The following is a 20,825-nucleotide window of genomic DNA, read 5'->3' on the forward strand; positions in this document are numbered from 1 at the left end:
CACCCACCCACCACCTCACCCCATGGCCCATCGGCCCATCGGCCCAGCGGCCCAGCGGCCCATGGCGCCTTGGCCCGGAGGGCTGCCCGGCCGCCCATTCGCCGGCCCGCGCCCGAGACCACCCGCACGGCACCCCTGCACGCCCCGGGCCTGGGCCTGGGCACCTGACACCTGAGCTCCGGGCGCCAGGCACCGGGCGTCAGCGGCCGGACACCGGGCAGCAGGAGCCTGGGCACCGGGCACCGGGCGTCAGCGGCCGGACACCGGGCGCCGAGAGCCCCGGGCCCGAAATTCGCGGGCCCGCCAGCCGTCCCGCCGTTACCCTCGCGGCATGAGCGAGCAGCACTCCTACACCGGTCCGGACGACCCGCGCGTCGTCGCCCTGCCTCCGGCCGAGTTCGCGTTCCCCGGCCCGCTGCGGGACCAGCTGGTCGCGGCGATCCTCGACGGCGCCAAGACCAGCACCACCGGCCTGGTCGCCGACTACGACCACGAGGGCGAGCCCCTGCCGCTGCCCGGTGAGCTCTCCGCGGTCCTCGCCTCGGACGGCCGCAGGGTCGCCGTGATCGAGACCACGGACGTCCGGGTGGTCCCGCTCGCGGAGGTCGACCTCCAGCACGCCCTGGACGAGGGCGAGGGGTGCACCAGCGTGGCCGAGTGGCGTGCGGTGCACGAGCGGTTCTGGCGCAGTCCGGAGATGCTCGACGCCCTCGACGACCCGGGTTTCACCGTGGACGACAGCACTCCGGTGGTCCTGCAGAGCTTCCGCCTGGCGGCCGACCTCCGCTGAACCGGGTGGGCCCGGCGGAGGCCGGCGGCCGGCCGGTGCCGGGGTTCAGCGCTTCACCGGACCTCCCGCGGCTCGCATCGACTTGTTGATCGTCTTCCACTTCTTCAGCCGCGCCTTGGCCACCCGGGCGTCCGACCGCGAGGCGATCCACTCGTTCTCGCGCTGGAGCTTGAGGTAGCTGTCCATCCGGCGCTGCGGCAGGGTGCCGTCGGCCAGCGCCGCCCGCACCGCGCAGCCGGGCTCGGTGTGGTGGCCGCAGTCGTGGAAGCGGCAGTCCTCGGCCAGCTCGGCTATGTCGGCGAAGGCCAGGTCCACGCCCTCGCCACCGTAGAGGCCGACTTCGCGCAGCCCGGGGGTGTCGATCAGCACGCCCCCGCCGGGCAGCGGGATCAGCTCGCGGGTGGTCGTGGTGTGGCGGCCCTTCTGGTCGACCTCGCGGGCCTCCTGGACGGTCATCACCACGGAGCCGGCCAGGGCGTTGGTGAGCGTGGACTTGCCGACACCGGACTGGCCGATCACCGCGGTGGTGCCGGGGGTGCAGGCGCGGAGCACGTCCATGCCCTCGCCGGTCTCGGCGCTCACCACGACCACCGTGACCCCGGGGGCGACCGCCTCGACGTCGGCCCGGATGAAGTCGGCGTCGTCGACGAGGTCGGCCTTGGTGAGGACGACCAGCGGATCGGCGCCGGACTCCCAGGCCAGGGCGAGGAAGCGCTCGATCCGGCCGAGGTCGGGATCGGTCGCGAGGGAGGAGGCGATCAGCACGGTGTCGACGTTGGCGGCCAGCACCTGGCCGTCGGAGCGCTTGCCGGCCACCTTGCGGATGATCGCGGTGGAGCGCGGCAGCAGCGCGGCGACGGAGGCCATCGGCTGGGCGTACAGGTCGACGGCCGCCCAGTCGCCCGTGCACGGGCAGTTGATCATGTCGGCGTCGCCCACCGGCCGGGTGTCGAACCGGACGGTGCGCGGCTCGCCCGTCTCCGGGTCGGCGATGACGGCATCGCACTGGCCGCGGTCGACCCGGACGATCCGCGCCGGGAGCAGCCCGGCCTCGCCGAACGGGGTGAACAGCTCCGCGAGCTCGGCCGTCCAGCCGTAGCCGGTCAGCCCGGAGGCGTCAGCGGAGGTCGAGGAAGAGGAGGAAGAAGAAGAGAACGACGGAACGGAGGCAGCGTTGAACAACGCAGTGGCCCTTCGGGAGGAGATGTCCCGGCGGGCTACGGCTGGCGCGAAGGGCTCAGCCGGCGGCCGGGAAAAGGAGGTGAACGCGAGTGCTGCCCTGGGCAGCTATCGGGGCGACAACGACCACGGGGTTCACCTCCTGCTCTCTACTCCTCGGGCGGCCCAATGGCCCCCGAACCGGATGTGTCACACGCTAGCGGAGCGGGGGATCCCGGCCAACCTATTTTTGACCTGCGGAAATGCGGGAAAGAGGCCGTCGGGAAGGCATCGAAGGGCCACAATTGGCCCGCCGCAAAGAGCCGCTCGGCCACCCCTGCCAGACCCGGCCACCCGGCTGCCCGGCCACCCCGCCACCAGACACCCGCCCCCGCCGCGCCCTACCCCCCGTACCGGTGCTTGAGGTTCGGGTCGTCCAGCCACCACGGCCGCATCCCGGTCTCCTCTTCCTCCGGCTGCCCCGTCTCCCGCGCCCGCTCGGCCGCCGCCGCGAAGCGGGCGTCCAGCTCGGCGTCCACCGCCTCGGTCTCCTCCCGCCCCTGCACCACCATCCGCCGCACCAGCGCGGCCAGGAACGGCAGCCCGACCAGGTCCCCCAGCACCCAGAACGCGTTGCCGCCCCAGGTCTGGTCCTGCGCCAGGCTCGGCCCCCACGGCCGCCCGAGCGCCAGGTAGTAGTGCTCGGCGACCAGGTGCCCGCCGTAGATCAGCACGATCCCGAGCCCCGCGTCGAAGATCACCTCGGCGAAGGTGATGAACAGCCCGACCAGGTGCGGGTACTCGTGCCCGACCGGGTCGAGCTGCAGGCGCGGCCAGAAGTACGCGAGGCCGAGCAGCACCAGCGCCAGGTGCAGCACCACGTTCCCGAGCCCGCTGGACACCGACCACTCGTACCAGGGCGTGAAGTAGAGCAGCCACGGCGGCGCCATCAGCAGCGCGGTGGAGACCGCCGGGAACATCAGCACCTTGGACGGCCGGCTGCGCAGCGCCCGCAGGACGCGCTCCCGCCGGGCCGCCGGCGCCGCCTCGACCAGCAGCGAGACCGGCGCGCCGAGCGCCAGCAGCAGCGGGACGACCATCAGCAGCAGCACGACCTGCACGGCCCGGTCGGTGAAGAGGATCCGGTCGTACACGCCGAGGCCGGAGCAGGTGCACCAGATCCACAGCAGCAGCCCGCCGAGGAACGCGACGGTACGGGTGGGCTGCCAGCGCCCGCCGGCGGACCCGGCCCCGCCCCCGACCCCGGAACCAGCCCCACCCCCGCTCCCGGCCCCGCCGGCCCGGTTGACGCGGCGCACCGCCGCCAGGTACCAGGCGCCGAGCAGCACCGACAGCGCGAGCACCAGCGGCTCGGCCGTCCAGGAGGTCGCCAGGTCGGACCACTGCCACGGCGGCGGGCCACTGTAGGCGAGCACCGAGGCGGGGCCGCCCACCGGACCGCCCGCCGGGCCGCCCATCAGGCCACCCGCCGGAGCACCCATCGCGCCGTCCAGCACCGCGCCCATCCGCCCGCTCACCTCGCTCGTCCCGGTGGTCCCCGCCTGTCGCGAATCCCATCGGTCGGGAACCCATCGGCTGGGAACCCGCCGATCGGGAACCCCGACACCGGAGCACCCCGGCGCCCGGCCATGATGTCCCTCGGCCGCGCCCCCGCCGCACCCGGGGCCCGCCTCTATACCCGGGCCTGAACAAAGCTTTACCAAGCCCCAACAAAGCTTTGCCCAGGCAAAGTTCTGCCCTCCGTCCCCTCTTTTCCGCAACCGCGGGCGAAGACACAAACGTCTGGCAGGATGCCCCGTCGGCGAGACCCGCCACGTGGCCGACAAGGGGATGACAAGGGTGCGAACCACTGCACGCGGCGACGGCCGCCGGCTGGCGGCGCGCCACCGCAACATCGAACTGGGCCTTCTGGCCCTCGCGGTGGCCGTCTGTCTGGCGGGACACATCGACGCCGACCTGGCGCTCACCGGCAGGATGCCGCCCGGGCTGCTGGTGCACGGCCTGTCGCTGGGCGCGCTGGCCGGGGCGGCCCACCTGGCGGTGCGGCGGTTCGCGCCGTACGCCGATCCGCTGATCCTGCCGCTGGGCGTCTTCCTGACCGGCTTCGGGCTGGTGCTGCTGGACCGGCTGGACTTCAGCTACAAGGCCGCGCACGCCGCCAAGGGCGACTACCAGAAGCTCCCGGCGGCACCCTCCCAGCTGATGTGGGTGTTCATCTCGGTGGCGGCGGCGCTCGCGCTGATCGTCTTCGTCAAGCACCACCGCTTCTTCCAGCGCTACGTCTACCTGCTGATGGCGGGTGCGCTGATCCTGCTGGCCGCGCCGGTGCTCTCCCCCGGCGACAGCTTCGGCGCCAAGCGCTGGATCCGGCTGTTCGGGCTCTCCTTCGAGCCGGACGAGTTCGTGAAGGTCGCGATCACGATCTTCTTCGCGGGGTACCTGATGGCCTCCCGGGACGCGCTGGCGCTGGCCGGGCGGAAGGTCTGGGGGCTGACCCTGCCGCGCGGCCGGCACGCCGGCCCGGTGCTGGCGATCTGGGTGGTCAGCCTGCTGGTGCTGATCTTCGAGCGCGACCTGGGCACCTCGCTGATCTTCTTCGGCGTCTTCATCGTCATGCTGTACGTGGCGACCGAGCGCACCAGCTGGGTGGTGCTCGGCCTGCTGATGGCGGTCGGCGGTGCGGCGGTGGTCGGGACGGTGGAGCCCCATGTGCACGGCCGCGTCGAGGCCTGGCTGCACCCGCTCGACTACTACAAGCCGGTGCACGACATGGCGATCTCCGAGCAGCCCGCCGAGGCGCTGTTCAGCCTGGGCACCGGGGGCATGACCGGGACCGGCCTGGGCTCGGGACGGCCCTGGCTGATCGGCTTCGCCGGGCGCAGCGACTTCATCTTCACCACCATCGGCGAGGAGCTGGGCCTGGCCGGGGTGACGGCGATCCTGCTGGTCTACGTGCTGCTGGTCCAGCGCGGCCTGCGCACCGCGATCGGCCTGACCGACCCGTTCGGCAAGCTGCTGGCCACCGGTCTGTCGGCGGCGCTGGCGCTCCAGGTGTTCGTGGTGGTCGGCGGGGTGAGCGGGCTGGTCCCGCTGACCGGCAAGGCGTTGCCGTTCCTGGCCGCCGGCGGTTCGTCGCTGCTGGCGAACTGGCTGATGGTGGCGCTGCTGATCAAGCTGAGCGACTCCTCCGGGCGCACCGCCCTGGACCCGGCCCAGCCCTCCCCCGAGCCGCTCCCGGCCCAGGCCCGCCCGGCCGAGCCGTCCGTACGGGCCGAACCGTCCGCGCCCGGCCCGTACGGCCCCACCGGCCCCGACACCCCGCACGACCCGTCAGCCCAGCGCCCGACGGACCCGACCCCGGCGGGACCGCTCTCCTCCACCCCCGGCGCCGCCGACCCCTCCGCCCCGACCGAGCTGCGCCCCGCGTACGGCCACCCGCCGAACCCGTCCGCCCCCTGACCCACCGCCCGACCTACCGCCGACCCACGACGCACCCGCGGCGCACCCCACGCCCCGACGCACCAGGGCCTCCCCCGCACCCGCGGGAGAGGCCCTGCCGTCACCGTCCGTCCGCCCCGCCTACCGCTGTTCCCACGGCGGCCGGGGCGGCCTCGGCGGGTACCCCGGCACCTGCTGCCCAGGCGGCACCGGCCCCAGCCCCGGCCCGGACGGCGCCCCCGGCCCCGAACCCGGCCCAGGCCCAGGCCCAGGTCCAGGCCCAGCGCCCGACCCCGGCTGCCCTGCCCCCGCCCCCGCCCCGCCCGCCTGCGGCGGCCCGGCCGGCCGGTCGCTGTCCGGCGGCGGCGGCCCGGGCCGGTGGTGCGGCCCGCCGCGGGCGGTGAGCCGGCCGCGCACGTTGTCGGCGGCCAGCACGTCGGCCCACCGCTCCGGGTACTCGGAGGGCACGTCCTCGCCCTCGTCCTCGCCCCACTCCTCCTCGACGCCCTCGGCGAGCCCGAGTTCGCGGGCGCGCCGGGCCCGTTCGGCGGCCCGCCGGGCGGCGACCTCGCGGACCACGGCGGCGGCGGCCTCCTCGTGGGCGCGCTCGTTCTCGGCGCGCGCGTCGGCGGTCTCCAGGGTGGGCCAGCGGCGGTCTATCGCGGCGTTCATCGCGGCGCCGATGAGCACCGCGAGCGCCACCACGAAGATCCACAGCAGGACGGCCACCGGCGCCGCCAGCGAGCCGTACACCGAGGGGCCCTCGACCGAGCTGACCAGGTAGACCCGCAGGCCGACGCTGCAGAAGACCAGCACCACCAGGGCGACCAGGGCGCCGGGGATGTCCTCGCGCCACGGGGTCGAGACCGGGACGGCCAGGTGGTAGAGGGTGGTCAGCGAGACGGTCAGCAGCACGATGGCGACCGGCCAGTAGAGCGCGCCGACCAGCCCGGACACCCCCGGTACGGCATTCTCCAGCAGTCCCGGACCGACCATCAGCAGCGGCAGCACCAGCGAGCCGATCACCAGGGCGCCGAAGTAGAGGCTGAGCGACATCAGCCGGGTCTTGACGATGCCCCGCTTGCCGTCGAGCCCGTACATGACGGTGATGGTGTCGATGAAGATGTAGAGGGCCCTGGAGCCGGACCACAGGGACAGCAGGAAGCCGATCGAGACGAGGTCGGGCCGGGTGCGGTCGAACACCCCGTCCAGCAGCGGGACCACGACCTCGTTGACGGAGGAGTCCGACAGCACCGTCCCGGAGGCCGAGAGGATGCTCTTCTTGAGCCCGGCGATGGTGCCCGCGCCGACGAACTCGTCGAGGTAGCCGAGGGTGCCGGCCAGCCCGAGCAGCAGCGGCGGGATCGACAGCAGGGTGAAGAAGGCCGCCTCCGCGGCGAGCCCGGTGACCCGGTACTCGACGCAGGTGTTGGTGGTGTCCCTGATCAGTTCCCACGCCGTGCGGCGCCAGGTGGCCTGTTTGGCCGCGCGCCGGGAGCCCTTGCCCCGCCGCCGGGAGGGCCGCTCGGCGTTCGCTCTGCTCGTATCGCCTGCTGCTTGCACAGGGCCAACCGTATCGGGCCGGGGCCCGGCGGTTGATCTCCCCGGGGGTACGGGCGCGTGGCCGGGCGGGGTGGGGGCGCGTCGCCGGACGTCCGGGCGGGGAGCGGCGGGAACATCCGGATGTCCCACATGACGAAACCTCAGAGTCCAGTATCTGGATGTTAGTGGACCGCGAGTCCCGCGCCGTGCGAATCTCTTGCCATGCCTAGCGCCGGAACCACCCTAGTAGGTCGACTCCACGTCGATCTCCTTCGCGTGTCCAGCGCCATCTGTCCGGTGACCTGAGCCCCCCGTCTCCGCCGCACCACCGCACCCGGCGCCGACCTTCCCGCCATCCCCGCCGCAGCGGATGCGCAGGCGCCCGCCCGGTCCCGGCCACCGCCCTCAAGACCTTGAAATCCGCAGGTCAGAGCGGTACCGCACGGCCGGACACGCCCCGCGACCCATTCGGCAGCAGCGCCATCCGCCCAGAAGGACTTCACCATGGCCACCTCCCCCGAGACCGTCGAGCCCACGGCCGACCGCGCCGCCGAGCGGCGCCCCGCAGCGGCCCGCAAGGTGACCCGCCACCGCGGCGAGGGCCAGTGGGGCATGGGCCACTACACCCCGCTGAACGCCAACGAGCAGTTCAAGAAGGACGACGACGGTCTCAATGTGCGGACACGTATTGAGACGATCTACGCGCACCGGGGCTTCGACTCCATCGACCCCGCCGACCTGCGCGGCCGGATGCGCTGGTGGGGGCTCTACACCCAGCGCAAGGAGGGCATCGACGGCGGCAAGACCGCGATCCTGGACCCGCACGAGCTGGACGCCGAGTTCTTCATGCTCCGGGTCCGCATCGACGGCGGCCGGCTGACCGTCCCCCAGCTGCGGGCGGTCGCCGAGGTCTCCGAGCAGTACGCGCGCGGCACCGCCGACCTGACCGACCGCCAGAACATCCAGTACCACTGGATCCGGATCGAGGACGTCCCGGCGATCTGGCAGAAGCTGGAGGCCGTCGGCCTGTCCACCACCGAGGCCTGCGGCGACACCCCGCGCGTCATCCTCGGCTCCCCGGTGGCCGGCATCGCCGAGGACGAGATCATCGACGGCACGCCCGCCATCGAGGAGATCCAGCGCCGCTTCATCGGCAACCCGGACTTCTCCAACCTGCCGCGCAAGTTCAAGAGCGCGGTCTCCGGCTCCCCGCTGCTGGACGTCGCGCACGAGATCAACGACGTCTCCTTCGTCGGCGTGGTCCACCCCGAGCACGGGCCCGGCTTCGACCTGTGGGTCGGCGGCGGCCTGTCCACCAACCCCAAGCTGGGCGTGCGGCTGGGCGCGTGGGTCCCGCTGGACGAGGTCGCGGACGTCTACGGCGGCGTCATCGGCATCTTCCGCGACTACGGCTACCGGCGCCTGCGCAACCGCGCCCGGCTGAAGTTCCTGGTCGCCGACTGGGGCGTGGAGAAGTTCCGCCGGGTCCTGGAGGAGGAGTACCTCGAGCGCCCGCTGCTCGACGGCCCCGCCCCGGCCGAGCCCGCCGCCCGCTGGCGCGACCACGTCGGCGTCCACCGGCAGAAGGACGGCCGCTACTACATCGGCTTCGCCCCGCGCGTCGGCCGGGTCGACGGCAAGCTGCTCGGCCGGATCGCCGACCTCGCCGCCGCCCACGGCAGCGACCGGGTGCGCACCACCGCCGAGCAGAAGATGATCGTCCTCGACATCGCCGAGGAGCACGTCGACTCCGTGGTGGCCGGCCTGGAGGCGCTCGACCTGCGAGTCACCCCCTCGCCGTTCCGCCGCGGCACCATGGCCTGCACCGGCATCGAGTACTGCAAGCTCGCCATCGTCGAGACCAAGGAGCGCGGCCGCACGCTCATCGACGAGCTGGAGCAGCGCCTGCCGGAGTTCGCCGAGCCGCTGACCATCAACATCAACGGCTGCCCGAACGCCTGCGCCCGCATCCAGGTCGCCGACATCGGCCTCAAGGGCCAGCTGGTCACCGACGAGCACGGCGAGCAGGTCGAGGGCTACCAGGTCCACCTCGGCGGCGCACTCGGCCTGGAGGCCGGCTTCGGCCGCAAGGTCCGCGGCCTCAAGGTCACCAGCGCGGGCCTGCCCGACTACGTCGAGCGCGTGCTGACCCGCTACCAGGCCGACCGCACCGAGGGCGAGCGCTTCGCCCAGTGGGCGGCCCGGGCGACCGAGGAGCAGCTCTCGTGAGTGAGCGCGCTGCCCCTTTCTTCTGCCCCTACTGCGGGGACGAGGACCTGCGCCCCTCCGAGGCCGGGCACGGCGCCTGGGAGTGCCACGGGTGCCGCCGCGCCTTCCAGCTGAAGTTCCTCGGCCTGCTGTCACCGACCAACCACGGGGGTACGTCACATGAGCAGCACCGCGACTGACCACGAGGCGATAGCCGTCCGGGCCGGCCGCGAGCTGGAGGAGGCCACCGCGCAGGAGGTCCTGCGGTGGGCCGCGGACACCTTCGGCGCGCGGTTCTGCGTCACCTCCTCGATGGAGGACGCGGTGGTGGCCCACCTGGCGTCCTCGGTGTTCCCGGGGGTGGACGTGGTGTTCCTGGACACCGGCTACCACTTCCCGGAGACCCTCGGGACGCGCGACGCGGTGGCCGCGACCATGCCGGTCAACGTCATCACGCTCACCCCGCTGCGGACGGTGGCCGAGCAGGACGCCGAGCACGGGCCGGCCCTGCACGACCGCGACCCGGACCTGTGCTGCTCGCTGCGCAAGGTCGAGCCGCTCAACCGGGGCCTGGCCGGCTACGACGCCTGGGCGACCGGGCTGCGCCGCGACGAGTCGCCGACCCGGGCGAACACCCCCGTGGTGTCCTGGGACCCGAAGCGCCGCAAGGTCAAGATCGCCCCGATCGCCCGCTGGACCCAGGAGGACGTGGACGCCTACGTCGCCGCCCACGGCGTGCTGCTCAACCCGCTGCTGTGGGAGGGCTACGCCTCGATCGGCTGCTCCCCGTTGTCCTGCACCCGCAAGCCGGGCGAGGGTGAGGACGCCCGGGCCGGCCGCTGGTCCGGCTCCGGCAAGACCGAGTGCGGCATCCACCTCTGATTCGATCCGTTCTGATCGTCCGTCCATCCTCGTGTAAGGAAAGAACCGTGACAGCTGACACCCTGGCCGCCGACGGAGCCGCAGAGGCGGCCCGCACGGCCGCCCCGTGCGAGCGCGGCGCCACCGTGTGGCTGACCGGGCTGCCGAGCGCGGGCAAGACCACCCTGGCCTTCGCCCTCGCCGAGCGGCTGCGCGCCGAGGGCCACAAGGTCGAGGTCCTGGACGGCGACGAGATCCGCGAGTTCCTCTCCAAGGGCCTCGGCTTCTCCCGCGAGGACCGGCACACCAACGTCACCCGGATCGGCTTCGTCGCCGAGAAGCTGGCGGCCAACGGCGTCAAGGTGCTCGCCCCGGTGATCGCCCCGTTCGCGGACTCCCGCGCCGCGGTGCGCGAGCGGCACGCGGCGGCCGGCACCGAGTTCCTGGAGATCCACGTCGCCACCCCGGTCGAGCTGTGCGCCGAACGGGACGTCAAGGGCCTGTACGCCAAGCAGGCGGCCGGCGAGATCTCCGGCCTGACCGGCGTGGACGACCCGTACGAGGCCCCGGAGCGGCCGGAGCTGCGCCTCCAGACCCGGGGCCGCGCGGTCGCCGAGTCCGCCGCCGAGCTGCACGCCTTCCTGACCGAGAGGGGTCTGGCATGACCACCGAGACCGACAGCCCGGTCCGCACCGCCGGCGACCCCAACCAGAATTCAGGGGGGCCCTTCGCGCTGTCCCACCTGGACGCGCTGGAGGCCGAGTCGGTGCACATCTTCCGCGAGGTCGCGGGGGAGTTCGAACGCCCGGTGATCCTGTTCTCCGGCGGCAAGGACTCCATCGTCATGCTGCACCTGGCGCTCAAGGCCTTCGCGCCCGCCGCCGTCCCCTTCTCGCTGCTGCACGTCGACACCGGGCACAACTTCCCCGAGGTCATCGACTACCGCGACCGCGTCGCCGCGCGGCACGGCCTGCGCCTGCACGTCGCCCACGTCCAGGACTTCATCGACCGCGGCGTCCTGCGCGAGCGCCCCGACGGCACCCGCAACCCGCTGCAGACCGTGCCGCTGCTGGACGCCATCGAGGCGAACCGCTTCGACGCGGTGTTCGGCGGCGGGCGCCGCGACGAGGAGAAGGCCCGCGCCAAGGAGCGCGTCTTCTCGCTGCGCGACGAGTTCGGCGCCTGGGACCCGCGCCGCCAGCGCCCCGAGCTGTGGTCGCTCTACAACGGCCGCCACGCGGTGGGCGAGCACGTGCGGGTCTTCCCGCTGTCCAACTGGACCGAGCTCGACGTGTGGCAGTACATCGAGCGCGAGGGCATCGAGCTGCCGGAGATCTACTACGCCCACGAGCGGGACGTCTTCGCCCGCAGCGGCATGTGGCTGACCGCCGGCGACTGGGGCGGCCCCAAGGAGCACGAGCCGGTCGAGCGGCGGCTGATCCGCTACCGCACCGTCGGCGACATGTCCTGCACCGGCGCCGTCGACTCCGACGCCACCACCATCGAGGCCGTCATCGCCGAGATCGCCGCCTCGCGCCTCACCGAGCGCGGTGCGACGCGGGCCGACGACAAGCTCTCCGAGGCCGCGATGGAAGACCGCAAGCGCGAGGGATACTTCTAATGAGCACCGCCACCAACGCCACCTCGCTGCTGCGCTTCGCCACCGCCGGCTCCGTCGACGACGGCAAGTCCACCCTCGTCGGCCGGCTGCTGCACGACTCCAAGTCGGTGCTCGCCGACCAGCTGGAGGCCGTCGAGCACGCCTCCCGCAGCCGCGGCCAGGAGGCGCCCGACCTCGCCCTGCTCACCGACGGCCTGCGCGCGGAGCGCGAACAGGGCATCACCATCGACGTGGCCTACCGCTACTTCGCCACGCCCCGCCGGCGGTTCATCCTCGCCGACACCCCCGGGCACGTGCAGTACACCCGCAACATGGTCACCGGCGCCTCCACGGCCGAACTCGCCGTCGTCCTCGTCGACGCCCGCAACGGCGTCGTCGAGCAGACCCGCCGGCACGCCGCCGTCGCCGCCCTGCTGCGCGTGCCGCACGTCGTCCTCGCCGTCAACAAGATGGACCTGGTCGACTACGCCGAGCCCGTGTTCGCCGCCATCGCCGCCGAGTTCACCGCCTACGCCGCCTCGCTCGGCGTCAAGGACGTGCTGGCGGTCCCGATCTCCGCCCTCGCCGGGGACAACGTCGTCGAGCCGTCCGCGCACATGGACTGGTACGGCGGCCCGACCCTGCTGGAGCACCTGGAGACGGTGCCGGTCGGCAGCGACCCGGGTGCCGAGCCGGCCCGCTTCCCGGTCCAGTACGTCATCCGCCCGCAGACCGAGGAGCACCCCGACTACCGCGGCTACGCGGGCCAGTTGGCGTCCGGCGTGCTGCGCGTCGGCGACACCGTCACGGTCCTGCCGTCCGGCCACACCACCACCGTCGCCGGGATCGACGCCCTCGGCCGCCAGGCCGACGCCGCCTGGGCCCCGCAGTCGGTGACCGTCCGCCTCGCCGACGACCTGGACGTCTCCCGCGGCGACCTCATCGCCGCCGGGCCCGTGCCCGTCCCCACCAAGGACATCGAGGCCACCGTCAGCCACCTCAGCGAACGGCCGCTGCGCGCCGGCGACAAGGTCCTCCTCAAGCACACCACCCGCACCGTGCGGGCGCTGGTCAAGGACGTCGCCTACCGGATCGACATCGACACTTTGGAACAGCGCCCCGCCCCCGACGGGCTGAACGTCAACGACATCGGCCGGGTCGTCCTGCGCACCGCCGAGCCGCTGGCCCTGGACGGCTACTCCGACAACCGCCGCACCGGGTCGTTCCTGCTCATCGACCCGGCCGACGGCACCACCCTCACCGCCGGCATGGCGGGCGAGGCCTTCGCCACCGTACCCACCACCGGCACACCCGACGAGGAGGACTGGGTCTGATGCCCAGCGAGGCGTTCTCGGGCATGGACAAGGAAGGCGGCCGCATCGGCAGCGGCGTCCTCGGCAGCGGCCAGGGCGGCCTGACCCGATGTGCGGGCCGACGGGGCTGAGAACGCCCTGTCACCGGGCTGTCTCCCCCCACAGCCGCCCGGCTTGCCCCCGGCACACCGCTGCCGCGCGCACCACCTTCCAACCGTCCGTCCGAGACCGCCTCCTGACGGTCCGTCCGCGAACAGGACTCTCGCCATGGCACCGAACCCGGCCCTCCCGCATACCCGCACCCGCCCCGACGCCGGGCGGATCAGACGCTCCGCGGCCGCCGCCGCGGCCGGCCTGACCGTGGCGGCCCTGCTGTCGTCCTGCAGCTACGGCTCCAAGGCGGACGACAAGTCCTCCGACGCCAAGGCCAACGCCGCTGCCACCGCCGGGAGTTCCGGCGCGAAGCTGTCCGCGGACACGGTGAAGATCGGCTACTTCGCCAACCTCACCCACGGCACCCCGCTGGTCGGCCTCCAGGAGGGCTTCTTCCAGAAGGAGCTCGGCGCCACCCAGGTCAAGACCCAGGTCTTCAACGCCGGCCCGGCCGAGATCGAGGCGCTGAACGCCGGCTCCATCGACATCGGCTGGATCGGCCCCTCCCCCGCGATCAACGGCTACACCAAGTCCGACGGCAAGTCCCTGAAGATCATCGGCGGTTCGGCCTCCGGCGGCGTCAAGCTGGTCGCCAACCCGGAGAAGATCGCCACCCTGGACGACCTCAAGGGCAAGAAGATCGCCACCCCGCAGCTCGGCAACACCCAGGACGTCGCCCTGCTCAACTACCTGGCGGGCAAGGGCTACAAGGTCGACGCGGCCACCGGCGCCGGCGACGTCTCGGTCGTGCGCACCGACAACAAGGTCACCCCCGACGCGTACAAGTCCGGCTCCATCGACGCCGCCTGGGTGCCCGAGCCCACCGCCTCCAAGCTGGTCACGCTCGGCGCGAAGGTGCTGCTCAACGAGAAGGACGTCTGGCCCGACAAGAAGTTCGTGATCACCAACATCATCGTCTCGCAGAAGTTCCTCACGGAGCACCCGGACGTGGTGGAGGCCGTGCTGCGCGGCTCGGTGAAGACCAACGCCTTCATCAAGGACAACTCCGACAAGGCCAAGGCCGACGCCAACGAGGCGATCAAGAAGGAGGCCGGCAACTCCCTGGAGCCCGCCATCCTCGACCCGGCCTGGGCCGACATCGACTTCCTGGACGACCCGCTGGCGAACACCCTCCAGGCCGAGGCCGACCACGCCGTCACCGCCGGGCTCCTCAAGAAGCCCAACCTGAACGGCATCTACGACCTCACCCTGCTGAACAAGGTCCTCTCCGCGGAGGGCCGGCCCGCCGTCGCGGACGCCGGACTCGGCGCCAAGTAGCGCCCGCAGCAAGGCCGTTCGTCACGACTCCGCGGTCCGGCCCCCGCCCGCCCGGTCGATCCCCGATCGATGCCCACCGGGACGGGCGGGGCCCGGGCCACGGCCCCGACCTCGCCAGACCACTCATCCAGGAGGTGCCCGGATGACCCCGGCACTGACCACCTCGGCGGACGCCCCCGGCGCCGACGCCCACGGCGGTGCGCCCGCCGTCCGGATCTCGCACGTGCACAAGTCCTTCGGCCGCCCCGGCGCCCAGACCCACGTCCTGGACGACATCACCCTCGACGTCGCCCCCGGCGAGTTCGTCACCCTGCTCGGCGCCTCCGGCTGCGGCAAGTCCACCCTGCTCAACCTCGTCGCCGGCCTCGACCGGCCCACCGCCGGCGGCATCGAGGTGCCCGGCGGCCGCCCCGCGCTGATGTTCCAGGAGCACGCGCTCTTCCCCTGGCTCACCGCCGGCAGGAACATCGAACTCGCCCTCAAGCTGGCCGGCGTCGCCCGCCCCGAGCGCCGCGCCGAAGCCGAGCGGCTGCTCGAACTCGTCCGCCTGGACGGCGCGTACGGCAAGCGCGTCCACGAGCTGTCCGGCGGCATGCGCCAGCGCGTCGCCATGGCCCGCGCCCTCGCCCAGGGCAGCAAGGTCCTGCTCATGGACGAGCCCTTCGCCGCCCTCGACGCCATCACCCGCGACGTCCTCCACGACGAGATCACCCGGATCTGGGCCGAACGGCAGCTGACCGTCCTGTTCGTCACCCACAACGTCCGCGAGGCCGTCCGCCTCGCCCAGCGGGTCGTGCTGCTCTCCTCCCGCCCCGGCCGGGTCGCCCGCGAATGGCACATCGACCTGCCCCAGCCGCGCCGCATCGAGTCCGCCGGCGTCGCCGACCTGTCCATCGAGATCACCGAAGAACTGCGTGGGGAGATCCGTCGCCATGGCCAGCACTGACACCACCCCCGTCCTGGACAAGAACGACAGGAACGACAAGCACGACCGGAACGACAGGACCGCCGACACCGCGGGCGTCGGCGCCGGCCTGGACGCCCTCGACGCCGTCACCGCACAGCGCGGCTCCCTCGGCGAGGCCCTGCGCAGCAAGGCCCTGCCGCCGCTGATCGGCGTGCTCGTCGTGCTCGCGCTCTGGCAGGGCGCGTACAGCCTGGAACTCACCTCCTCCTACAAGCTGCCCAGCCCCGCCGACGTGTGGCGCTCCGCCCAGGACCTCTGGTACCAGGGCACGCTGTTCTCGATCATCTGGACCAGCGTCTGGCGCGGCCTGTCCGGCTTCCTCCTCGCCGTGGTGATCGGCACCCCGATCGGCCTCGTCGTCGCCCGCATCAGACCGGTGCGCACCGCCATCGGGCCCGTCCTGCAGGGCCTGCAGTCGCTGCCCTCGGTCGCCTGGGTGCCCGCCGCCGTCATCTGGCTCGGCATCAACGACTCGATGATGTACGCCGTCATCCTGCTCGGCGCCGTCCCCTCCATCGCCAACGGCCTGGTCGCCGGCATCGACCAGGTCCCGCCGCTGTTCCTGCGGGCCGGACGCACCCTCGGCGCCACCGGCCTCACCGGCGCCCGGCACGTCCTCATCCCCGCCGCCCTCCCCGGCTACCTCGCCGGCCTCAAGCAGGGCTGGGCCTTCTCCTGGCGCTCCCTGATGGCCGCCGAACTCGTCGCCTCCTCCCCCGACCTGGGCCGCGGCCTCGGCCGCTTCCTGGAGGACCAGCGCGAGTTCTCCGACATGTCCGGCGTCCTGCTCGGCATCATCCTCATCCTCTTCGTCGGCATCGCCATCGAACTCCTCGTCTTCACCCCCGTCGAACGCCGGGTGCTGCGCAACCGCGGCCTGCTGGCCACCGGCAAGTGAGGCAGCGCTGATGCCCGCCCTCCTCCTGATCGCCCACGGCAGCCGCGACCCGCGCCACGCCGCGACGGTGGCCGCGCTCGTGGAGGAGGTGCGGGCCCAGCGGCCCGGCACCGAGGTCGCCACCGCCTACCTGGACCACTGCGCGCCGCGGATCCCCCAGGTGGTCGGACGGCTCGCGGACGCGGTGGCGGTGCCGCTGCTGCTCAACCGGGCCTTCCACGCCAAGCACGACATCCCGGCCGCCCTGCGCGCCGCCGGCTCCCGGCTGCCGGTCGCCGACGTGCTCGGCCCCTCCCCCCTGCTGCTCGCCGCCCTGGACCGCCGCCTCGCCGAGGCCGGCCTCTCGGTCGGCTCACCCGCCGCCCGGGCCCGTACCGGCGTCGTCCTGGCCGCCGCCGGCTCCTCCGACCCGGCCGCCGACGCCGCGACCCGCGCGGTCGCCGCCGAGTGGCGCCGTACCCGCGGCTGGGCCGCCGTCGAGGTCGCCTACGCCTCCGCCGCCGGCCCCCGCGTCCCCGACGCCCTCGCCGCCCTGCGCACCGCCGGCGCCGAACGCACCGCCGTCGCCCCCTACCTGCTCGCCCCCGGCCTCCTCCCCGACCGCATCGCGGCCGCCGCCGAGGACGCGGACGCGGACCTCGTGGCCGACGTCCTCGGCCCGTCCCCCGAACTCGCGGCCCTCCTCCTCCACCGCTACGACCAGGCCCGCCACACCGCGGACACCACCCCGGCCCTCACCGCCTGACCCTCACGACGCCCGACGGTGCTGGTACTCCGCCACCGCCGCGGTGATCACACTGAGCGGCACCGGCTCGTCCACGTCCGCGATGGCGGCCTCGATCCACTCCCTCATGATCGCCGTCGGCTTCAGCCCCCGCTCCCGCGCCCGGCGCCGGACCTCGTCCATCACCGGCTTGGGCAGCCGCAGCGAGGTGGTGATCATCACCGACTCGGCCGCCACCGGCTCGCCCGGCTCGGCGCTCATGATCTCGTCCTCGGTCAGCTCGTGCGTCTCGTAGTACTCGGCGATCGCCTCGGGATCCGCGGCGCTGTCGGCCATGCGTCACCTCCACCTCGTCCGGCACACGAGCAGCAGCGTGTTGCAAACGCGATGCACGACTCAAGCCGCCGTCACTCGGGCGAGTGACGGCGGCCAGGAGCACCGGCAGCGCGTACGGACGGGCCGTACGCCCTGGCCGACGCGGGCGTCAGGCCGGGAGGTTCCACTTCTGGTTGGCGGCGCCGTTGCAGTCCCAGATGCCGAGCTGGTTGCCGTTGTCGGTGGAGAAGCCGAGGTCGTCCAGGCAGCGGCCGGACTGCGGGTTGAGGAGCGAGCCGTCGGGGCGGGCCTGCCACTGCTGGGCGCCGCTGCCGTTGCAGTCGTAGATCTGGACCTTGGTGCCGTTGCCGGTGTTGCCGCCGGAGACGTCCATGCACTTGCCGAGGGCGCGGATCGTGCCGTCGACGCCGATCCGCCACTTCTGCGCGACGGAGCCGTTGCAGTCGTAGATCTGGACGGCGGTGCCGTTGCCGACGTTGGCGCCCTTCACGTCGACGCACTTGCTCGCGTAGCCGGAGATCTGGCCGGTCGGGCCGGCCGGCGGGACGGCGCCGAGGACGACGCGCGGGAACTGGACGCTGTCGCCGATGCCGCAGGACGCGGACATGGTGCCGTCGCCGATCGCGATGCCGCCGATGGCGGGGCGGGAGAACTGCACGGTGTGGTTGGAGTTCCAGTAGAGGCAGTTGGCGGTCACGGTCCAGGTCTGCATCGGGTCGAGGCCGGTACAGCTGCCGACGGCGTTCCAGGCGGAGGCCCAGGCGCCGCAGGCCGGGGCGGCCTGGGCGGAGGTGGCCGGGGCGGCCAGGGCGGCGGCCCCGGCGAGCAGGGCGGTGGTCAGCAGGGCGGAGGTTCGGCGCATGGGACGGTCGTCCTTCCGAGTGGGGGGATCACGTGGACTCACCATCCGCGCTTCCGTGGTGACGGGGCGTCGGATGTGTGGGCCGCGTCAGAGACTCGGGGGTGCGCGGTCGGCCGTCAACCGGCAGGGCACCGGCAGCTGCCGGGTGCGCCGGGGCTGAGCTGGGCGGTCGGTCCGGGCGGCAGTTTCGCCGGGGCACGGCACGGCGCCGGTCCCGGAAAAGCCGGAGGCCCCGCACGCCCCCTGCTGCGAGGGGGTGTGCGGGGCCCGTACGGCGTGGCCGGGACGGCCGTCAGTCGGCCTTGCGGCGCTGGCGGCCGGTGCCGTAGTTGGAGCCGGACTTGGTGCCGCTGCCGGGCTTGGCGCGGCCCGAGGAGCGGCCGATGAAGCCGGCCGCCTGCGGGCGCTCGCCCTGGGCGGCGCCGCCGATGCGCTGCTTGGGGCGGGGGCGGCGCGGGTTGCCGTTCATGTCGACGTCGGCGGGCAGCGCGGAGCGCTTGCCGGGCCGGCGGCGGGGGGTTCCGGACTTGGCCCCGGCGGGCTTGTCTGCGCCGCCCTTGGCCCCGGCGGCCTGGTCGGCGGTGACCGGTACGGCCAGCGTCACGGCCACGCCGCTGGGGGTGCGGGCGCCGGTGATCCGGGTGAGGTCGGCGTCGCCCGGGCGGATCTTGGTGACGGTCGGGCGGATGCCGGCCGTCGTCATCAGCCGGTTGACCTCGCGGCGCTGCTCGGGCAGCACCAGGGTGACGACCGTCCCGGACTCGCCGGCCCGGGCGGTGCGGCCGCCGCGGTGCAGGTAGTCCTTGTGGTCGACCGGCGGGTCGACGTTGACGACGAGGTCCAGGCCGTCGATGTGGATGCCGCGGGCGGCGACGTTGGTCGCGATGAGCGCGGTGACGTGGCCGTCCCGGAACTGGTCCAGGACCCGGTTGCGCTGCGGCTGGGACTTGCCGCCGTGCAGCGCGGCGGCCTTCACGCCGTTGGCGAGCAGCTGCTTGGCGAGCCGGTCGGCGCCGTGCTTGGTGTGCACGAACATGATCACGCGGCCGTCGCGGGAGGCGATGTGCGCGGTGGCGGAGGCCTTGTCGGCCTGCTCCAGCTGGAGGACGTGGTGGTCCATGGTGGTGACCGCGCCGGCCGAGGGGTCGACCGAGTGGGTCACCGGGTCGGTCAGGAAGCGCTTGACCAGCCGGTCGACGTTGCGGTCCAGGGTGGCGGAGAACAGCATCCGCTGCCCGCCCTCGGCGACCTGCTCCAGCAGCTTGCTGACCTGCGGCAGGAAGCCCATGTCGGCCATCTGGTCGGCCTCGTCGAGGACGGTGATCGCGACGTCGGAGAGGTTGACGTCGCCGCGCCCGATCAGGTCGTCCAGTCGGCCCGGGGTGGCCACCAGGACCTCGGTGCCGCGGCGCACCGCGTTGGCCTGCTTGTTGATCGACATGCCGCCGACGACGGTGGTGATCCGCAGGTTGACGGCGGTCGCGTACGGGGTGAGCGCCTCGGTAACCTGCTGGGCCAGCTCGCGGGTCGGCACCAGGACGAGCGCCAGTGGGTACCGGGCGTCGGCGCGGCGCCCGGCGGTGCGGGCGAGCAGCGGGAGGCCGAAGGCCAGGGTCTTGCCGGAGCCGGTGCGGCCGCGGCCGAGGACGTCGCGCCCGGCGATCGAGTCGGGCAGCGTGGCGGCCTGGATCGGGAAGGGCTCGGTGACGCCCTGGCGGCCGAGCGCGGAGAGGATCGCCTTGGGCATCTCCAGCTCGGCGAAGGACGCCGCCGGGGGCCGGGCCGGGGTGCCCTGGACCACGGTGAAGTCGGTGGCCTCGGGGGCGGCGGCGGGGCGGGCCTGCTTGGGGGCGCCGCTGCGGCCGCGCGGCTTGCGCGGGCGGTCGCCGCCGGCGGTGCGGCGGGCCTGGTCGGTGGTGCGGGGGCCGCGGTCGCGCGGCGAGCGGGCAGGGGTGGTCACGGATTCTCCGTCCGTCGGTCTACAGCCCGGGCTGCGGGCTGGAGTCGGCCGTCGGATGCATGGAGTGCGCCGCCCCGGCCGTACGGCGGCATGAGCGGGGGCCCGCACCGTGCGGTGCGGGCCCCCGCTTCGCGATGATCGCGAGTCAGCGTGGAGGCTGACGTCAGCCGATGATCTGGATGTTCTCGGCCTGCGGGCCCTTCTGGCCCTGGGTGACGTCGAACTCGACCTTCTGGCCCTCGAACAGCTCACGGAAGCCCTGGGCAACGATGTTCGAGTAGTGGGCGAACACGTCGGCGCCGCCACCATCCTGCTCGATGAAGCCGAAGCCCTTCTCGCTGTTGAACCACTTCACGGTGCCGGTAGCCATAACCGTCTCCTCTAAATCCTGGGGGCATCAGGGATCCACACCTCGTGGATCCCCGTGGTAGCCGCGATCCCCATCCGGAGACTGAAACACCGGACAAAACAAATGCGCCTGTCGGTTGGTACCAGCAGGCGCACACCACGTTCATGGGAACCAAAACTGCAACTGCTTCGACTGTAGCACGGTGGCACGGGGGTTGACCGGGGATTTTCCCGCCCAGGAGATCACGTTTGGTGGCCTCGGAAACGGGGCAGCGGCGCCCCCCCCGAGGCGGGGGGCCCCGGGGGGGTACCCCCCCCGGAGGGGCCGGGGGGGGGCGGTGAGGTTTTAAACAAAGAGGCGGCCCGCC

20 protein-coding genes are annotated in these 20,825 nt (G+C 73.2%); 13 read left to right on the plus strand and 7 right to left on the minus strand.

Annotation, left to right across the window (positions count from 1 at the left end; translation table 11 throughout):
* Window positions 1-331: 331 nt before the first annotated feature.
* Window positions 332-790: an ASCH domain-containing protein gene (locus tag ACFCY1_RS07725; RefSeq protein ID WP_375873915.1), complete on the plus strand. Its 459-nt coding sequence runs from the start codon at window positions 332-334 to the stop codon at window positions 788-790.
* 45 nt (window positions 791-835) lie between these two features.
* Here ACFCY1_RS07725 and rsgA read toward each other — a convergent pair whose 3' ends face one another.
* Both rsgA and ACFCY1_RS07735 read right to left on the minus strand, forming a co-directional pair.
* Window positions 836-1,972, minus strand: coding sequence for a ribosome small subunit-dependent GTPase A (gene rsgA, locus ACFCY1_RS07730; RefSeq protein WP_375873916.1), 1,137 nt, complete (start codon window positions 1,970-1,972; stop codon window positions 836-838).
* A gap of 377 nt (window positions 1,973-2,349) precedes the next feature.
* Window positions 2,350-3,486 carry a cytochrome c oxidase assembly protein gene (locus ACFCY1_RS07735; protein WP_375873917.1) on the minus strand — a complete coding sequence of 379 codons (1,137 nt, stop codon included), beginning with the start codon at window positions 3,484-3,486 and terminating at the stop codon, window positions 2,350-2,352.
* Between the two features lie 313 nt (window positions 3,487-3,799).
* On the opposite strand from ACFCY1_RS07735, the gene ACFCY1_RS07740 reads away from it, so the two are divergent.
* The gene (locus ACFCY1_RS07740) at window positions 3,800-5,428 is read left to right on the plus strand and encodes an FtsW/RodA/SpoVE family cell cycle protein (protein ID WP_375873918.1); all 1,629 of its coding nucleotides are present in this window, start codon (window positions 3,800-3,802) and stop codon (window positions 5,426-5,428) included.
* A gap of 120 nt (window positions 5,429-5,548) precedes the next feature.
* Here the strand turns inward: ACFCY1_RS07740 and ACFCY1_RS07745 are convergent, their stop codons facing one another.
* Window positions 5,549-6,970: a YihY/virulence factor BrkB family protein gene (locus ACFCY1_RS07745; RefSeq protein ID WP_375873919.1), complete on the minus strand. Its 1,422-nt coding sequence runs from the start codon at window positions 6,968-6,970 to the stop codon at window positions 5,549-5,551.
* Window positions 6,971-7,171: 201 nt separating this feature from the next.
* Here ACFCY1_RS07745 and ACFCY1_RS07750 point away from each other — a divergent pair, with 201 nt between their 5' ends.
* From ACFCY1_RS07750 to ACFCY1_RS07800, 11 genes are all read left to right on the plus strand, one after another.
* Window positions 7,172-7,255 carry a putative leader peptide gene (locus ACFCY1_RS07750; protein ID WP_310593185.1) on the plus strand — a complete coding sequence of 28 codons (84 nt, stop codon included), beginning with the start codon at window positions 7,172-7,174 and terminating at the stop codon, window positions 7,253-7,255.
* Between the two features lie 198 nt (window positions 7,256-7,453).
* Window positions 7,454-9,178: a nitrite/sulfite reductase gene (locus ACFCY1_RS07755; protein WP_049655045.1), complete on the plus strand. Its 1,725-nt coding sequence runs from the start codon at window positions 7,454-7,456 to the stop codon at window positions 9,176-9,178.
* On the plus strand, window positions 9,175-9,357 hold the full coding sequence (locus tag ACFCY1_RS07760) for a hypothetical protein (RefSeq protein WP_030060859.1): 183 nt from the start codon (window positions 9,175-9,177) through the stop codon (window positions 9,355-9,357). Before ACFCY1_RS07755 ends, ACFCY1_RS07760 begins: the two co-directional genes overlap by 4 nt.
* The gene (locus ACFCY1_RS07765; RefSeq protein WP_375873920.1) at window positions 9,338-10,039 is read left to right on the plus strand and encodes a phosphoadenylyl-sulfate reductase; all 702 of its coding nucleotides are present in this window, start codon (window positions 9,338-9,340) and stop codon (window positions 10,037-10,039) included. Before ACFCY1_RS07760 ends, ACFCY1_RS07765 begins: the two co-directional genes overlap by 20 nt.
* A 62-nt stretch (window positions 10,040-10,101) precedes the next feature.
* Window positions 10,102-10,683, plus strand: a complete 582-nt coding sequence (gene cysC, locus ACFCY1_RS07770) for an adenylyl-sulfate kinase (RefSeq protein ID WP_049655048.1) — start codon at window positions 10,102-10,104, stop codon at window positions 10,681-10,683.
* The gene (cysD, locus tag ACFCY1_RS07775; protein WP_375873921.1) at window positions 10,680-11,639 is read left to right on the plus strand and encodes a sulfate adenylyltransferase subunit CysD; all 960 of its coding nucleotides are present in this window, start codon (window positions 10,680-10,682) and stop codon (window positions 11,637-11,639) included. The genes cysC and cysD overlap by 4 nt, the downstream gene beginning before the upstream one ends.
* Window positions 11,639-12,952, plus strand: a complete 1,314-nt coding sequence (locus ACFCY1_RS07780) for a sulfate adenylyltransferase subunit 1 (RefSeq protein WP_074001004.1) — start codon at window positions 11,639-11,641, stop codon at window positions 12,950-12,952. The genes cysD and ACFCY1_RS07780 overlap by 1 nt, the downstream gene beginning before the upstream one ends.
* Before the next feature lie 246 nt (window positions 12,953-13,198).
* Complete coding sequence (locus ACFCY1_RS07785; protein WP_375873922.1) at window positions 13,199-14,362, plus strand: aliphatic sulfonate ABC transporter substrate-binding protein; 1,164 nt, start codon at window positions 13,199-13,201, stop codon at window positions 14,360-14,362.
* Window positions 14,363-14,504: 142 nt separating this feature from the next.
* Window positions 14,505-15,308: an ABC transporter ATP-binding protein gene (locus ACFCY1_RS07790; protein ID WP_049655033.1), complete on the plus strand. Its 804-nt coding sequence runs from the start codon at window positions 14,505-14,507 to the stop codon at window positions 15,306-15,308.
* Window positions 15,295-16,227: an ABC transporter permease gene (locus ACFCY1_RS07795; RefSeq protein WP_074001002.1), complete on the plus strand. Its 933-nt coding sequence runs from the start codon at window positions 15,295-15,297 to the stop codon at window positions 16,225-16,227. Before ACFCY1_RS07790 ends, ACFCY1_RS07795 begins: the two co-directional genes overlap by 14 nt.
* 10 nt (window positions 16,228-16,237) lie before the next feature.
* Window positions 16,238-16,972, plus strand: a complete 735-nt coding sequence (locus ACFCY1_RS07800) for a sirohydrochlorin chelatase (RefSeq protein WP_375873923.1) — start codon at window positions 16,238-16,240, stop codon at window positions 16,970-16,972.
* Window positions 16,973-16,975: 3 nt separating this feature from the next.
* Here the strand turns inward: ACFCY1_RS07800 and ACFCY1_RS07805 are convergent, their stop codons facing one another.
* The 4 genes from ACFCY1_RS07805 to ACFCY1_RS07820 all read right to left on the minus strand — a co-directional run bounded on the left by ACFCY1_RS07805 (window position 16,976) and on the right by ACFCY1_RS07820 (window position 20,479).
* Complete coding sequence (locus tag ACFCY1_RS07805; RefSeq protein ID WP_117487358.1) at window positions 16,976-17,287, minus strand: hypothetical protein; 312 nt, start codon at window positions 17,285-17,287, stop codon at window positions 16,976-16,978.
* Window positions 17,288-17,435: 148 nt separating this feature from the next.
* Window positions 17,436-18,149: a ricin-type beta-trefoil lectin domain protein gene (locus ACFCY1_RS07810; protein WP_053112563.1), complete on the minus strand. Its 714-nt coding sequence runs from the start codon at window positions 18,147-18,149 to the stop codon at window positions 17,436-17,438.
* A 292-nt stretch (window positions 18,150-18,441) separates the two neighbouring features.
* Window positions 18,442-20,109: a DEAD/DEAH box helicase gene (locus tag ACFCY1_RS07815; RefSeq protein WP_074001000.1), complete on the minus strand. Its 1,668-nt coding sequence runs from the start codon at window positions 20,107-20,109 to the stop codon at window positions 18,442-18,444.
* A gap of 163 nt (window positions 20,110-20,272) precedes the next feature.
* The gene (locus tag ACFCY1_RS07820; RefSeq protein ID WP_049657493.1) at window positions 20,273-20,479 is read right to left on the minus strand and encodes a cold-shock protein; all 207 of its coding nucleotides are present in this window, start codon (window positions 20,477-20,479) and stop codon (window positions 20,273-20,275) included.
* Window positions 20,480-20,825 lie beyond the last annotated feature (346 nt).

The sequence above is a fragment of the Kitasatospora sp. NPDC056273 genome (assembly GCF_042268845.1).
GTDB lineage: Bacteria > Actinomycetota > Actinomycetes > Streptomycetales > Streptomycetaceae > Kitasatospora.